The organism is Streptomyces sp. GL_141 (genome assembly GCF_057834385.1).
In genome coordinates this window covers 4158600-4175374 of sequence record NZ_CM174402.1, presented here as the reverse complement: position 1 = coordinate 4175374, position 16775 = coordinate 4158600, and the positions used below count along the sequence as shown (strand labels likewise).

At 73.4% G+C, this 16775-nt stretch carries 3 protein-coding genes; all 3 read left to right on the top strand.

The window, feature by feature from the left end:
• Positions 1–5 precede the first annotated feature (5 nt).
• From AC3IX6_RS18170 to AC3IX6_RS18160, 3 genes are read left to right on the top strand one after another with little or no spacing between them, the layout of a single operon-like run.
• Positions 6–3692 (top strand): ATP-binding cassette domain-containing protein, encoded by a 3687-nt coding sequence (locus AC3IX6_RS18170; protein ID WP_489371170.1) that lies wholly within the window; start codon positions 6–8, stop codon positions 3690–3692.
• Positions 3689–9445, top strand: a complete 5757-nt coding sequence (locus AC3IX6_RS18165; RefSeq protein WP_489371169.1) for an amino acid adenylation domain-containing protein — start codon at positions 3689–3691, stop codon at positions 9443–9445. The genes AC3IX6_RS18170 and AC3IX6_RS18165 overlap by 4 nt, the downstream gene beginning before the upstream one ends.
• Positions 9445–16770: a hybrid non-ribosomal peptide synthetase/type I polyketide synthase gene (locus AC3IX6_RS18160; protein WP_489371168.1), complete on the top strand. Its 7326-nt coding sequence runs from the start codon at positions 9445–9447 to the stop codon at positions 16768–16770. The genes AC3IX6_RS18165 and AC3IX6_RS18160 overlap by 1 nt, the downstream gene beginning before the upstream one ends.
• Positions 16771–16775 lie beyond the last annotated feature (5 nt).

Here is a 16775-nt window from a genome sequence, read left to right as displayed (position 1 = left end):
ACGACGTGGCGAACACAGACACGCTGCCGAGCCGTCCGAGTGCCGAAGGAAGGGCGGGACTGATCTCCCGCATCTTCATCCATTGGCCCGCCGCTCTTGTGGCCACCGGATCCCAGCGGGCACTTGAACCGTCGGACAGTCTGGTCCCCCCGACGTACGACCACCTGGAACGCGTCACCCCCGCCTTCGAGAGCGCCTGGGCACAGCGGCGCGACCAGAAAGACGGACTGCGCCGGGCACTGTACGACACCTACCGGCGGCGTTTCTGGTTCGCCGCGTTCGTCTTCTGCGCCTATCAGGTCTGCGCCACCCTCGGACCGCTGTTCGTGCGCGAGCTCATCCAGTGGTTCGAGGGCACCGGCCACGGGGTGATGAGCCAGGGCCTGCTCATCGCCGCCGCCCTCGGGCTCTTCCACGTGGCCGACTCGCTGGCGCACAAACACCAGTGGTCGGAGGCGTGGAAGACCACCCACTCCATCAACGCCCTCCTGCGCACCCAGATCCTGCACAAATACCTGCGGATGGACCGCGGCGCACGGCTGGCGCACCCCGCCGGCGATGTCATCACCCTCGCGTCCAGGGACTCGCTGAAGGCCGGGCAGCTCGCGTTCTTCCACATGGCGTGGGCGGTGCCGCTCGGCATCGCAGGCTCCTGCGTGATCCTGTGCGTGCTGCTCGGCTGGGCGGGCCTCGTCGGCATCGCCGTGCTCATCGGCGGCCTCCAGCTGTCGACCATGGCCAACGACCGCCTGTACGCCGTCGAACCGGACATCCGCGAGGCCAACGGCGTACGCATCGGTCTCGTCGGCGAGTACCTCGGCGCCATGCGCACCCTGCGCTCGCACAGCTGGGAGGACGTCGCGGAGCGGACCGTCACCCGCGAGCGCGCCAAGCTGAACGGCCTGCTCGTCGGCCGGCAGAAGCGGCTGGCCACGCTCTACCTGGTCAACGCCGCCACGCCCGTCCTGATGGTCACCGCGACGCTGGTCACCTACGTCGCCCTGGGCCACCGCCTGCGCGCCGCCGACGTCTTCGCCGCCATCGCGGTGCTCACGGTCCTGCGCTCCCAACTGCCCGAGCTGGTCCGCTACTTCGACCTGCGCAACGGATGGCGGGTCGCGCTCGGCAAGGTCTCCGCCTTCCTCGACACCCCCGACGCCGACGCGCAGGCCGCCGATGCGCCGGCCGCCGGCAGCGAATCCGGAACCGACCAGGCACCCGCGGGCACCGTCCAGCTGACGGGAGCCTCCTTCGCGTGGCCCGGGAAGGACGAGCAGGCCACCGCCTGCCTGGAAGACGTCGATCTGCGGATCGCGCCCGGCGAACTCGTCTGTGTCCTCGGCAAGGTCGGCAGCGGCAAGACCGCGCTGCTGGGCGCGCTCGCCGGCACCATGCGTACGCTCTCCGGAACGGCCCACACCCACGGCAGCACCGTCTACCTGCCGCAGCGCCCCTGGGTCATGCAGGCCAGCGTCGCGGACAACATCCGCTGCTTCGCCCCGTACGACCCCGAGCGGTACGCCGCCGTCCTGCGCGCCACCGCTCTCGACGCCGATCTCGCCTCCCTGCCGGCCGGGGACGCGACCGTTCTCGGCGAACGCGGCACCACCCTCTCCGGCGGCCAGCGCCAGCGCGTCGCGCTCGCCCGCGCCGCCTACGAGGACGCCGACGTCTACCTCGTCGACGACCCGACCAGCTCCGTCGACGACGCCGTCGCCACCCGGATCACGAACGCGCTCTTCTCGGAGGTGCTCGGCGGCCGGACCAGGATCGTCGCCACCCACCGGCTCGACCTCGCCCGGCGCGCCGACCGCGTCGTCGTCATGGACGGCGGCCGGGTGGTTGCCGTCGGCACCTTCGACGAGGTCCAGGCCAAGATGCCCGAGCTGCTGCCGGAGGCCCACCGCGACGCGGCCGAATGCGCGGCGGCGGAGCCCGCCGACGCGGACGGGGAAGCCGTGGAAGCCGAGGCGGCCACGGCCGAGGAGACCGCGGACCCGGTGCGAAGGGGCAGGGTGCTCCGCGACACCTACCGCGGCTACCTGCGGGTGCTGACCCCCGGCATCCTGCTCGTCGCCCTGGTCGGCCTGGCCGTGGCGGGGCAGAGCATGCTCGGCGCCTCCTCCTTCTGGCTGGGCCGTTGGACCGAGCACACGGACGCGGACACCGCGTGGTACGCCGGCGTCTTCGCGGGCATCGGCCTGCTCACCCTCGTGCTCGACCGCACCCTGTTCACCTTCGGCTTCTCGCGCGGCGTCAAGGCCGGCAAGACCATGCACGACTCGATGCTGACGCGGGTGCTCCGCGCACCGCTCTCCTTCTTCGAGAAGAACTCCTCCGGCGGTGTCCTGACCCGTTTCTCGGCCGACACCGAGACCATCGACCTCGAACTGCCCGAGTACACGATGGACACCCTCAAGATCGCCGTCGGCATGATCGTCCCGCTGCTGTCGCTCGCCTTCACCAGCCCGCTCACCGCGGTCTTCACCCCGATCGTGCTGCTGGTCTACCTCCGGTGGCAGCGGGGAACCCGCTCCAGCACGGTCGAGGCCTCGCGCCTGGCCAAGCAGGCGAAGGAGCCGGTGATCGCGCTGCTCACCGAGGCGATCGAGGGCGTCGCCTCCATCGAGGGGCGCGAGGCGCGGGTCAAGGGCTACGAGGCCACCTTCCGCGGCCGCGCGCAGGCCGCGCACTACGCCGACTACACCGTCAACTCGCTCTCCCGCCACTTCAACCTGCGACTCGACCTCATGGGCGCCCTCGTGCTGTTCGGCTATGCCGCGCTGCTCGTCGTCCAGGGTGGCATCGGGGCCGGCTACGCCGGAGTCGGCATCAGCTTCGTCTACATGCTGATCGAAACGCTGGCCATGAGCCTGATGACCGTCCAGATGATGGACCTCGCCCTCGCCAGCTACGAAAGGGTCCACGACTACACGCAGCTGGAGGTCGAGTCCGCAGCGGGCGTGGCCGCGCCCGCGGACTGGCCGTCCGCCGGTGACATCCGCTTCGAGGACGTGACCCTGCGGTACGCGCCGGGCGCCCCGGCCGCGCTGGACGGCATCACCTTCCACGCTCCCGCCGGACGCAAGACCGGCATCGAGGGGCGGACCGGCAGCGGCAAGTCGAGCCTGTTCACCGCGCTGCTGCGGTTCACCGAGTGCGAGCGCGGCAGGATCCTGATCGACGGCGTCGACGTCTCCACCCTGCGCCTCGGCGACCTGCGCTCCCGGATCGAGATCATCCCCCAGGACCCGGTGCTGCTGCCCGGCACGCTGCGGGAGAACCTCGACCCCTACGGCACCTTCTCCGACACGGAGCTGGAATCCGCACTGGAGAAGGTGGGCCTCGCCGACAAGCTGCTCGCCCTGCCCGACGGTCTCGCCCACGGCGTCACCTCGGGCGGAGCCCAGCTGAGCACCGGCGAACGCCAGCTGCTCTGCCTGGCCCGCGCCCTGCTCCGCCGGGCACGGATCGTCCTCGTCGACGAGGCGACCGCCAGCCTCGACGCGGAGACCGACGCGCGCATCCGGCGCACCTTCGAGACGGAACTGGCGAGTGCCACCGTCCTCGTCATCGCGCACCGTCGCGATGTCCTGCTCGACGCCGACCGCATCGTGCGCCTGGACGGCGGCCGCGTCGCGCGCATCACCGAAAGCGATGACGCGCCCTCCGCGGCAGGAGTCCCGGCATGAGCGAGTTTCCGGAGCTGACCGCCGACCGGGCCCGGCCCCCCGTGGGCCGGCCGGCCCACGGCCGACTCGCCCTGGCTCTGGGCGGGGAACGGACCCGCAGGCTCGACGAGCTGGCCCGGGCGCACGGCACGACACGGTTCGCCATCCTGCTCACGGCCTACCGGCTGCTGATCGGCCGCTCCACGGGCACCCGCGACGTCACCATCGTCGTCGGGCACCCGGGAGGCGGTCTGTCTCCGGCCCGCGCGGCCTGGGACGACGGCACGACCTTCGCCGCTCTGCTCGAAGGCGCCCGCAACGAGCGGGACGCCGCCGCCGGCACCGCCGCGCCGGGAGCGGTGCTCTTCGTCGCCGGCGGCGGCCCCGACCTGCCGCTGGGCGGCCGGTTCGACGTGGCATGCCTGTGGGACGGGCCGGCGCTCGACTCGGCCGAGCCGCACGGTCTGCTCGCCTACGACACCGACCTGTTCGACCGGGCGACCGCCGAGCGGCTCTGCGGGCACTACCTGGCCCTGCTCGACTCCGCCCTCACCACACCCGGCGTGCCGGTCCGCGACCTCACCCACACCACCCCCGAGGAGCGCGAACTCCTCACCACATGGGGCCGGCGGCCCGCCGAGACCAGCGCCCGTACCGTCGTGGAGGCCTTCCGCGCCCAGGCCGGGAAGACCCCCGACGCCGTCGCGCTCCACTTCGCCGACGGGACGCTCGACTACGGCGCACTCCAGGAGCGCGCCACCCTGCTCGCCGAGCGGCTCGCCGGACACGGCGTCACCCCCGAGAGCGTGGTCGGACTGGCCATGGAGTCCTCCGCCGCGCTGGTCACCGCCATGATCGCCGTGCTGGCCACCGGCGGCGCCTACCTGCCGCTGGACCCGGGCCATCCCGACGCCCGCCTCGCCCACATGCTGGCGGACAGCGGCGCCTGTCTGGTCCTGGCCGACCGGGACCTCGCCTTCGCCGGCGACGTACCGGTGCTGCGCACCGACCGTCCGGCACACGACACACCGGAGGAGCCGGACACGACCCCCGCGGCCGGCGCGGCACGCCCCTTCGCGGGCCCGCTCCCGGTCCCGCACCCGGACCAGCGCGCCTGCGTGCTCTACACGTCCGGTTCCACCGGCCGTCCCAAGGGCGTGGCCATCACCCACCGCGGCATCGTGCGCCTGGTCCACGACGCCGAGTACCTCGGGCTGGGCCCGTCCGACGTCGTCGCCCAGGTCGCCAACACCTCCTTCGACGCGGCCACCTTCGAGATCTGGGGCGCCCTGCTGAACGGCGCCCGGCTCGTCGGCGTCGCCAAGGACGACGTCCTCGCACCCGAGCGGCTGAGCAGGCGGATCGTCGAGCACGGTGTCACCGCCATGCTGCTCACCACGGTCCTGGCCAACCGCTGCGCCGAGCACGACCCGGCCATGTTCGCCCCGCTGCGCACCCTGTTCTTCGGCGGCGAGGCCGCCGACACCCGCCGGGTGAGCGCCCTGCGGCGCGCCAATCCCGGGCTGCGCCTGGTCAACGCGTACGGCCCCACCGAGGGCACCACCATCGCCGCCGTCCACCCCGTGTCCGCCGGCGCGCCCGATGGCTTCCGGCTGCCGATCGGCCGGCCGATCGCCGACACCCGGCTCCACGTGCTCGACCCGTGGCGGCGCGAAGCCGGTATCGGTGTGCCCGGCGAACTCCACCTCGGCGGCGCCGGCCTGGCCCGCGGCTACGTCGGACGGCCGGACCTCACCGCCGAGCAGTTCGTGCCCAGCCCCTTCGGCCACGGCGAGCGGCTCTACCGCACCGGTGACATCGTGCGGTGGCGCGAGGACGGGGAACTGGAGTACCTCGGCCGCGCCGACGCCCAGATCAAGATCCGCGGGGTGCGGATGGAACCCGAGGAGATCGCCGGGGCCCTGACCGACCTCCCGGCCGTACGGTCCGCCGTCGTCGACGTGCGCGGCGAGGGCGAGGAGCGCCGCCTCGTCGGTTATGTCACCACCCACGACGGTCTCCCCGCCGACCCGGCTGCGCTGCGCGCCGGCCTCGCCGCCCGGCTGCCCGCCGCCATGGTCCCGTCCTGGTACGTGACCCTCCCCGAACTGCCGGTCACCCCCAACGGCAAGGTCGACCGCCGAGCCCTCCCGGATCCGACGGCCGACGACCGTGTCCAGGCCGCCGAGCACGTCGCCCCGCGCAACGCCGCGGAGGAAACCGTCGCGCTGGTCTGGGCCGAACTGCTCGGTCTGCCCGGGATCTCCGTCCACGACGACTTCCTCGCTCTCGGCGGTCACTCGCTCCTCGCCACCCGGGCCGTCGCCCGGGTCGCGGAACGGCTCGGCGTGGAACTCGGCGTCCGCGACCTGTTCGAGGCCCCCACCGTGGCGCGGTTCGCCGCCCGTGCCGCCGAGGCCCCCCGGGCCGCCGCGCACACCCCCGTCCCGCGCCTCGGAGCCGGGCCGCACCGGCTCTCCTTCGCGCAGCAGCGGCTCTGGTTCCTCGACCGCCTCACCCCGGGGAGCGCGCTCTACAACGTGCCCCTCGTCCTGGAGGTCACCGGCCCGCTCGAACTGCCGGCGCTGCGCACCGCCCTTCGGGGGCTGCTCGACCGTCACGAGGCGCTGCGCACGCGCTTCGCCGGCGGGGACACCGAGCCCCACCAGGTCGTCGACGAGGCCGCCGACCGCCTCGGCGTCACCGAACTCGCGCACCTTCCCGAAGACGTCCGCGCACGTGAGGCGGACCGGCTCGCCCGCGAGGAGGCGCAGCGCCCCTTCGATCTCGCCACCGGGCCCCTCTTGCGGGCCCGCCTGCTGCGCCTGGCCGAGGACCGTGCCCACCTGCTGCTGACGCTGCACCACACGGTTTTCGACGGTGGGTCCGTGGGCGTACTGGTCCGCGATCTCGGCGCGCTCTACGCGGCCGCCGCCGAGGGCGGCCCGTCCGCCCTGGCCCCGCTGCCCGTCCGGTACGCGGACTACGCCGCATGGCAGCGCGAGCACCTGGCCGGCGGGGTCGGCGAGCAGCAGCTCGGCTACTGGCGCGAGCGTTTGCGCGACGCGCCGCCCGCGCTGGACCTGCCCGTCGACCGGGCCCGCCCGGACGTGCCCCGGTACCGGGGCGACACCTTCCCGGTGCGGCTCGGACCGGAGCTCACCCTGCGCCTGGACGAGGTGTGCCGCACTTACGGGGTGACCAGGTTCATGGTCCTGATGGCGGTGTTCCAGCTGCTGCTGGGCCGCTACTCGGACACGCGCGATGTCAGCGTCGGGACGCCGGTCTCCGGCCGGGTGCGTCCCGAATTCGAGGAACTCGTCGGGTTCTTCGTCAACACGTTGGTGATCCGCACCCGTTGGGAGGAGGAGCTGACCTTCGAAGCCCTGCTCGGCAGGGTCAGGGAGGTCACGCTCGGCGCGTACGCGCACCAGGACGTGCCGTTCGAGCAGGTCGTCGAGGCGGTCCGGCCGCCGCGCCAGGCCGGCCGGGCACCGCTGTTCCAGGTGATGCTGGCGATGCAGAACGTGCCGCAGACCACCACCGCCCTGGCCGGGCTCGACGTGATCGTGCACGAGTCGGCCGTCCGCACCTCCAAGTTCGACCTCACCGTGGTCTGGGACGAAGGGACGCTGCCCTCCAGCACCCTCGGCGGATACATCGAGTACGACGTAGACCTGTTCGACCGGGCGACCGCCGAGCGGCTCTCCGGGCACTATCTCCGCCTGCTGGAGGCAGCGCTCGGCGCACCGCGGACCCCGCTGCGCGGGCTGCCCGCCATGAGCGAGCAGGAGACCGCGGAGCTGGTCGGAGCGGCCGACCGCGGTCCACAGCCGGCCGGCGAAGCGGCCCGGCCGGTGCACGAGCTGATCCGCGCGGTCGCCGCCGAGCGGCCCGACCAGCCCGCGATCAGCCAGGCCGGCCGGACCCTCAGCTATGCCGGACTGGATGAGCAGTCCGACCGGATCTGCGCGTTCCTGCGCGCCCGGGGCATCGGTCACGGCGCCACCGTCGTCGTCCGGCTGGAGCGCACCCCGCTCTGGCCGGCCGCCCTGCTCGGCATCCTCAAGACCGGCGCGACGTACGTGCCGACCGATCCGCAGGCGCCGCAGCGGCGCTTCGAGGCCATGCTCGGCGACGCCCGTGCCGCCCTCGTCCTCGGCTCGCACGCCGACACCCCGCCGACCGGCACGACGGTGCCCTTCGCCGCAGTGGAGGACGCTCTGCGGGAGACCACCGTGCAGGCACCGGAGCCCGCCGCGGCCGTCCACCCGCAGACCCCCGCGTACGTGCTCTACACCTCCGGCACCACCGGACGGCCCAAGGGAGTGGTCGTCAGCCACGCGAACCTCGCGCACACCATCCGGGCGGTCGCCGACCGCTACGGCCTCGGACCGTGCGACCGCGTGCTCCAGTTCGCGGCGCTCACCTTCGACGTAGCCGCCGAGGAGCTGTTCTCCGCGCTCGTCCGGGGCGCCACCGTCGTCCTGCCGCCCGCCGGGCCGGTGCCCGGCATCGACGAACTGATCTCGCTCGTACGGAGCGAGCAGCTCACGGTGCTCAACCTGCCCGCCTCGTACTGGCACGAGTGGGTGGCGGTGATCGACCGGTTCCCGCCCTCCTCCTGCCCGGCCCTGCGGCTGGTCGTCACCGGCAGCGAACGCGTCGACGGCGGCAGGCTCGCCCTCTGGCAGGCGGCCGCGCCCGGCCGTGTCCGCTGGCTGAATGCCTACGGCCCCACGGAGGCCACCATCACCGCGACCCTGTACGAGCCGGACCGCGCGGCCCCGAGGCCCGGGGCGGACCGGCCGGCCGATGCGACCGTCCCCATCGGGCGCCCCCTGCCCGGCGTGCGCGCCTACGTGCTCGACGCCGAGCTGCGGCCCGTCCCGATCGGCGTCCCCGGCGAGCTCCACCTGGCCGGCGAAGGCATCGCCCAGGGCTACCTCGGCGATCCGGCCCGTACCGCCGCGGTCTTCCTGCCCGACCCGTGGGGCCGCCCCGGCGCGCGCATGTACGCCACCGGCGACCGCGCCCGGCGCGCCACCGACGGAGAGCTGGAGTTCCTCGGCCGCGGCGACGACCAGATCAAACTGCGCGGCTTCCGGATCGATCTCGGAGAGATCGAGGCGGCCCTCGCCGCCCACCCGGACGTCCGCGACTCCGCCGCACTCCTGCGCGAGGACACCCCCGGTCGGCCCCAACTGGTCGGCTACATAGCCGTCGACGGCGGCGCCGCGCCGCCGGACCTGCGGGCCCACCTCGCGCAGCGGCTGCCCGGCTACATGGTGCCGAGCGCTGTCGTGCCCCTGGGCCGGCTGCCGCGCGGCGAGCGCGGCAAGACCGACCGCGGCGCCCTCCCCGCGCCCGCGACCGCTGCGGTCCCCGGCGCCCCGCGGCCCGGCGACCGGCCCGAGACCGAACTCGGGCGGACCGTCGCCGCCGTCTGGGGCGATGTGCTCGGCTCCGAACACATCGGCGCCGACGACAACTTCTTCGATCTCGGCGGCCACTCCCTGCTGATCCTGCGGGTGCAGGCCCAGCTGACCGAGGTAATGGGCCGGGACATTCCCGTGGTGGACCTGTTCCGGTACGCGACGGTGCGCACACTCGCGAGGCACCTCGCCGACGGTGACGGACCCCGGCCGGCCGGAGGCGCCGCAGGGCGCCGCCGCGCCGCGGAACGAAAGCTGCAACAAGGCTCGCGCACGCCTCGCAGGCGATCGGTCGCGCCCCGAAACACTGCCGCGCCCCGAAACACTGGAGACAACTGATGATTGACGACAACTCGATGCCGGCCGACTCCATCGCGATCGTCGGGATGGCCCTGCGCGTCCCGGGCGCCGGTACCCCGGAGCAGTTCTGGGAGAACGTGCGCAACGGCGTGGAATCCATCACGTTCTTCACCGACGAGGAACTGCTCGCCGCCGGCGTGGCCGCCCAGGACCTGGCGGATCCCGCCTATGTGAAGGCGTTCGGCGCCCTGGAGGGTGTCGGCGACTTCGACCCGCGCTTCTTCGGGTTCTCCCCGCGCGAGGCGCAGATGCTCGATCCGCAGCACCGCCTCTTCCTCGAATGCGCCTGGCACGCTCTGGAACACGCGGGCTGTCCCGCCGACCCCGATACCACCGTCACCGGCGTGTACGCCGGTGTGGGCGAGAGCTCCTACCTGCACCACAACCTCCTTGCGAACAAGGGCCTGGTCGAGCGCATCGGCGCCTTCCAGAGCGCCCTCGGCAACGACAAGGACTTCATGCCGACCCGGGTGTCGTACAAGCTCGACCTCCGCGGCCCCAGCGTCAGCGTCCAGACCGGCTGTTCCACCTCCCTGGTCGCCGTCCACCTGGCCTTCCAGGCGCTGATCAACGGCGAGTGCGACGTCGCACTCGCCGGCGGTGCCACCGTCAACGCCCTGCAGCAGCAGGGATACCGGTACGAGGAAGGGGGCGTCCTGTCGCCCGACGGCCACTGCCGGGCCTTCGCCGACGGGGCCGGCGGCGCCGTGCCGGCCAGCGGCGCCGGCGTCGTCGTCCTGAAGCGTCTCGACAACGCCCTCGCCGACGGAGACGTGATCCACGCCGTCATCCGCGGCACCGCCATCAACAACGACGGCTCGCGCAAGGTCGGCTTCACCGCCCCCAGCATCGAGGGGCAGGCCGACGCGGTCGCCGAAGCCCTCTCCGTCGCCGACGTCGACCCGGCCACCGTCACCTACGTCGAAGCCCACGGCACCGGCACCCGGATCGGCGACCCGATCGAAGTGGCGGCCCTGCACCAGGCCTTCGGGAACACCGGCGCGGACCACCGCTGCGCCCTCGGCTCGGTGAAGACCAACATCGGCCATCTGGACACCGCCGCCGGCGTCGTCGGCCTGATCAAGGCCACCCTGGCGCTGCGAGCCCGCGAGCTGCCGCCGTCGCTGCACTGCGCCACGCCCAACCCCGACCTCGCCCTCACCGAAGGGCCGTTCTACGTCAACACCGAACTCGCGCCGTGGCGGGGCGACGTGCTGCGCGCCGGAGTCAGCTCCTTCGGGATCGGCGGCACCAACGCCCACGTGGTCCTGGAGGAGGCGCCGCAGCCTTCCCCCGCCGGGCCGGGGCGCGGTCGGCACGTGCTGCCCCTCTCGGCCGCCACGCCCACCGCGCTCGCCGCCGCGGCCGCGGAACTCGCCGCCCATCTGGGCGCCCGCCCGCAGGAGCGCCTCGACGAGGTGGCGTACACCTTGCAGCGCGGCCGGCGGACCCTGCCGTACCGGCGCTTCGTCGTGGCCGGCAGCACCAAGGAGGCGGCCGAGGCGCTGACCGGGCCCGTCCCGGCGCACGCCGCCGAGCCCGAGACGGACCGGGACCGCGAGGTCGTCTTCGCCTTCCCCGGGCAGGGCGCACAGCGCATCGGCATGGGCCGCGCCCTGTACGAGCGCGAGCCGGTCTTCCGTGCGGAGGTCGACCGCGCCGCCGAGATCCTCCTGCCGGTCCTCGGCGAGGACCTCCGCGGCCTGCTGTACCCCGGCGAGGCGGACCGGGAGAGTGCCCGGGAGAAGATCCGGCGGACCGAGTACGCGCAGCCCGCCCTCTTCGTCGTGGAGTACGCCCTCGCCGCGCTGTGGGCTTCCCGGGGCGTCCGCCCGGCGGCCATGCTCGGCCACAGCCTCGGCGAGTTCGTCGCCGCGTGCCTGGCGGGCGTCGTGTCGTACGAGGACGCGCTGCACCTGGTCGCCGTACGCGGGCGGCTGATGCAGGGCGCGCCCGCCGGCGCGATGGCGGCGGTGCCGCTGCCGGAGGACGAGGTCACGCCCCTCCTGGGCACCGAAGTGGTCCTGGCCGCGGTGAACGGACCGCGCGAGTGTGTCGTGTCCGGCCCCTTCGAGGCCGTCGCGGCCGTCGAGGCCCGCCTGGCCGAGCGCGGGGTCACCACCAAGCGGCTGCGGACCTCGCACGCCTTCCACTCCCGGATGATGGACGGCGCCGCCGACGCGTTCGAGGCGGAGGTCGCAGGCGTGGTGCTGACGGCGCCGCAGCTCCCGTTCGTGTCCAATGTGACGGGCACGTGGATCACCGACGAGGAGGCCACCAGTCCGGCGTACTGGGCGCGCCAACTGCGCTCCACGGTGCGGTTCGCCGACGGCCTGCGCACGGTGTGCCGCCCGGAGGCGACGCTCCTCGAAGTCGGCCCGGGCCGCGTCCTGACAAGCCTCGCGCCGCGGGGGAACGACCTGCACGGGGCGGTCGCCTCGCTCCCGTCGGCAACCCCCGACACCGACGCCGAGCAGGAGATGCTGAGCGCCGCCGGCGAGCTGTGGCGGCTGGGAGCGCCGCTCGTCTGGGAGGCGCTGCACGGCGAGGAGACACCGCGTCGCACGGTCCTCCCGACGTATCCCTTCGAACGCGAGCGATGCTGGGTCGACCCGCCGCGCGGTACCCGCACGGCGCGTGCGAACGCGGACGGGCTGGCCGTGCGCGGCTTCCGCCGGGTGGGCCCGGCAACCCCCGCGGCCGCGGGCAACGCCGCGGCACCGACCGCGTGGCTGGTCGTCGCGGACGAGGCGGGCGCCCTCCACGGCCTCGCCGAACGCCTGCGCGGCACGCACCGCCGGGTGGTCGAGGTCCCGGCCGGCGCCGTGGGCACCGAGGACGACTGCGCCCGGCTCCTCGGATCCTCCTTCCCCGAGGGCGAGCGCATCGCGGGCGTGATCCACGCGGTACTGCTCGGCACCGGTGACGGGGCCCGGGCCGGCCGCGCGCCGCAGGAGCTGGAGGCACTGGAGCGGGCCCTCGCGGCACGGGGCGACACCGGTGCACGGCTCGTCACCGTGGTGTCCGGCGCGCTCGACGTCACCGGTGAGGAACCGCTCGTACCCGGGAAGGGCGCGCTGACCGCGTGGGCCCGTACGGGCCGGCCGGGAGCCCGGACACTCCTCGACGTGAACACACCCGGGACCGCCGCGGCCGTCCGCCGGCTGGTCGACGCGCTGCTCGCGGAGCTCGGCGCCGCGGCCGAGGAGCCCGTGGTCGCGTTCCGCGGCGTGCACCGCTTCGTGCCCGAGCTGGTTCCCCTGAGCTCGGCACCGGGCACCACCACCGCCCGGCACACCGGTGCGTCCTACGCATCGGTGGGCGACGAGCCGATCGCGGCCGCCTTCGCCCGGGCCCTGTCGTACGCGGGCGCCACGGTGACCCCGCTGTCCGCCGCCCAGGACCCGGCGGCACCGGCCACCGTCCTCGTACTGCTGGACGCGTGCGCGCCGCGGCACCAGGTGCTGGAGACACTGGAGCGCGCCACGGCGGCCATCGCCCGGATGCCCGAGGGGCTCCTGCGTGCCTGCGAGGTCCATCTCGTGGGCGACGCCGCACTGGAGCCGTCCCTCTCGCTAGTCGCCGCACAGGTCGAGACACAGGTCGCGCTCGCGCGCCGCGAGTCCGAGATCCCGTGGAGCGGGTTCGTGTGGTCGCACGCGGATCCCGCCACCGCCGAGCGGTGGGCCGCCCGCGTGGTGGGCGCCGCTCCCGGCAGCTGCCAGGCGGTCGTGGAACCGGCGGCCGAGCTCGCGCAGGACTCCGCGTCCGCCGCGTCCGCCGCGTCCGCCGCGTCCGCCGCGCCGGACGCGACCGCCGAGACCCGCCCGGAGTACGCCGACGACATCGAGCGTCAGATCGCCGCGATCTTCACGGACCTCCTCGGCGTGCCGGACATCGCACCGGACACCAACTTCTTCGAGCTCGGCGGGCACTCCCTGCTCGCCGCGCAGTTCGTCGCGCAGGTCCGTACGGTCTGCGGCGCCGAGGTCCCGCTGAGCGCCTTCGTCGCCGAGCCGACGATCCACGGGCTGGCCGCCGCCGTGCGCACCGCCCTTGACGAGGCCGGAGACACCCTGCCGGAGGCGCTGCCGGCCGTCGACCCGGACCCCGCGAACGAGGGCGTGCCCTTCCCGCTGACGGACGTCCAGCAGGCGTACTGGATCGGCCGCACCGGCGTCTTCGAGATCGGCAACGTCGGCATGCACGGGTACGAGGAGTTCGACGTCCAGGACCTGGACCTGCCCCGCATGGAAGGCGCCTTCCGCCGGCTCATCCAGCGGCACGGCATGCTCCGCGCCATCGTGCTCCCACACGGCGAGCAGCAGATCCTGGCGGACGTGCCCGACTACGTCATCGAGACGGAGCACCTGCGCGGGCTGCCCGGGAACGAGGTGCACGCGGCGCTCGCGAGCACCCGCGCGGCCATGTCCCACCAGAACTTCGAGGCCGACCGCTGGCCGCTGTTCGAACTGCGCGCCTCGGTCCTGGACGGCGGCCGCACCCGACTGCACTACAGCATCGACGGCCTCGTCACCGACGCCCGTGCCTCCAACGTGCTGCTGCGCGAACTCGCCCGTCTCTACGAGCAGCCGGACGTCGAGCTGCCCCCGCTGGAACTGTCCTTCCGCGACTACGTGCTGGCGGAGAAGAGCCTGGAGTCCTCCGAGCTGTACCACCGTGCGGAGACCTACTGGCGCGAGCGGATTCCCACCCTGGCGCTCGCCCCGGAGCTGCCCCTGGCCTGCGAACCGCGCACCATCGACTCCCCGCACTTCAAGCGGGTGGAGGGCCTGCTCCCCCGGGAGACCTGGGACCTGGTCAAGGGACGCGCGGCGCGGCGCGGCATCACGCCCACGGCGCTGCTGCTGACGGCCTACAGCGAGGCGCTGGCCACCTGGTCCAAGAACCGCAGCTTCACGCTCAACCTCCCCATGGCGAACCGGCTCCCGCTCCATCCGGAAGTGGACGCCATCGTCGGTGACTTCACCTCGGTGACGCTGCTGGAGGTCGACGCGGCGAGCGAGGCAACCTTCGAGGCGCGTGCCTGCGCCGTGCGGGACCGGCTGATCACCGACATCGACCACCGCGTGTTCAGCGGCGTCCGCGTGATACGGGAGATGAAGAAGGCACGCGGTGACGCGGCGGCGGCCATGCCGGTCGTGTTCACCAGCCTCTTCCTCGACCACGGTCAGGACACCCCGATCGGCGAGGTGGCCTACAGCATCTCGCAGACCCCGCAGGTCTGGATCGACGCACAGGTCTACGAGGTGGACGGCGCCCTCGCGTTCGACATCGACGCGGTCGAGCAGCTCTTCCCCGAGGGCCTGGTCGCCTCGATCCACTCGGCCACCCTGGAGCTGCTGCAGTGGCTCGCCGGGGACGAGCGGAACTGGAGCCGGCCCGCGCCGCTGCTCGTGCCGCGCACCGAACTGGCCGAGCGTGAGGCCTACAACCGGACCGAGGGCCCGCTGCCGTCGGGGCTGCTGCACGCGCCGTTCTTCGCCACGGCGGCCCGGACGCCCGAGCGCACCGCTGTCGTCACCCCGGGCCGCACGCTCAGCTACGGGGAACTGGCGGCGCGGGCCGGCGGCATCGCCCGTCGCCTGGCCGACCTCGGCGTGCGCCCCAACGACCTGGTCGCCGTGGTGATGGAGAAGGGCTGGGAGCAGTGCGCCGCGGTCCTCGGCATCCTCGCCGCCGGCGCCGCCTATCTGCCCGTCGACCCCGAGCTGCCCGATGAGCGCATCGGGCTCCTGCTGGAACACGGGCAGGCCCGCGCGGTCCTCACCCAGGGCCGGGTCGTGCAGGGCCGCGGCGACCGCTTCGCCGGGGTGCCGGCCGTGTTCCGGGTCGACGAACTCCCCCTGGAGGAGGACGCGGCCGGCGGTCTGCGGCTGGACGGTCCCGCCACGCCGGGCGACCTCGCCTACGTCATCTTCACTTCGGGGTCGACCGGTCTCCCCAAGGGCGTGATGATCGACCACCGCGGCGCCCTCAACACGGTCGTGGACGTCAACGACCGCTTCGGTGTCGGGGCGGACGACCGGGTCCTGGCCCTGTCCTCGCTGAGCTTCGACCTGTCGGTGTACGACGTCTTCGGCCCGCTGGCCGTCGGCGGCGCCGTGGTCATGCCGGACGCGGGCGCGCACCGCGACCCGGCGGCCTGGCTCGACCTGCTGGAATCGGCCCGGGTCACCCTCTGGAACTCCGTGCCGGCGCTGATGGAGCTGCTCGTCGAGCACATGAGCGTGAAGCAGGCGACCAGCACGGCGCTGCGGCTGGTGATGCTCAGCGGCGACTGGCTGCCGGTTGCGCTGCCGGACCGCATCCGGCAGGTGCTCGGCGCCCCCGAGGTCGTCAGCCTCGGCGGTGCGACGGAGGCGTCGATCTGGTCCATCCTCCACCCGATCGGCGACGTGCCCGCCGACTGGCCGAGCATCCCGTACGGCAGGCCGATGCGGAACCAGACGTTCCATGTCCTTGACGATGCACTCCGGCCCCGGCCGACGGGGGTGCCGGGCCAGCTCTACATCGGCGGCGTGGGTCTGGCCCAGGGCTATCTGCACGACGAGGTCAAGACGAAGGCCAGTTTCATCGTCCACCCGGAGACCGGCCTGCGCCTCTATCGCACCGGAGACCTCGGACGCTTCCTGCCGAGCGGTGAGATCGAGTTCCTCGGACGCGAGGACTTCCAGGTCAAGGTGCAGGGCTACCGCATCGAACTCGGCGAGATCGAGGCGGCGATCGCGCAGCACCCGGACATCCGGGCGGCCGTGGCCGTGGTCCAGGGGGAGCCGCGCGGTGCGAAGCGGCTGATCGCCTTCGTGGTCCCGCAGGCCGAGCACAGCGTGCCGCAGGACCTCCGCGAGTTCCTCACCACCAAGCTGCCGCGCTACATGGTGCCGGACGTCTACGTGCAGATCGACACCCTGCCGCTCACCGCGAACGGCAAGGTCGACCGGCGGGCGCTGGTGGTCCCCGAGCACGTGGCCGGGGAGGCGGCGCCGCCCTACGAGGCCCCGCGCACACCGGTCGAGGAGGTCGTCGCCGAGATCTGGGCGAGCATGCTCAAGATCGAGCGGGTCGGCATCCACGACAACTTCTTCGCCCTCGGCGGGGATTCGCTCATGGCCATGCGCGCGGTGGTCCACCTGCGCAAGGCGCTCGGCACCGAAGTCCCGATCCGCGTCCTGTTCGACAGCCAGACGCTGGAGGACACCGCGCTCGTCGTAGAGGACCACCTCCTCGCCGAGATCGAAGAACTGTCCGAGGAAGAAGCTCAGGCCCTGCTCACCGACTGAGCCGC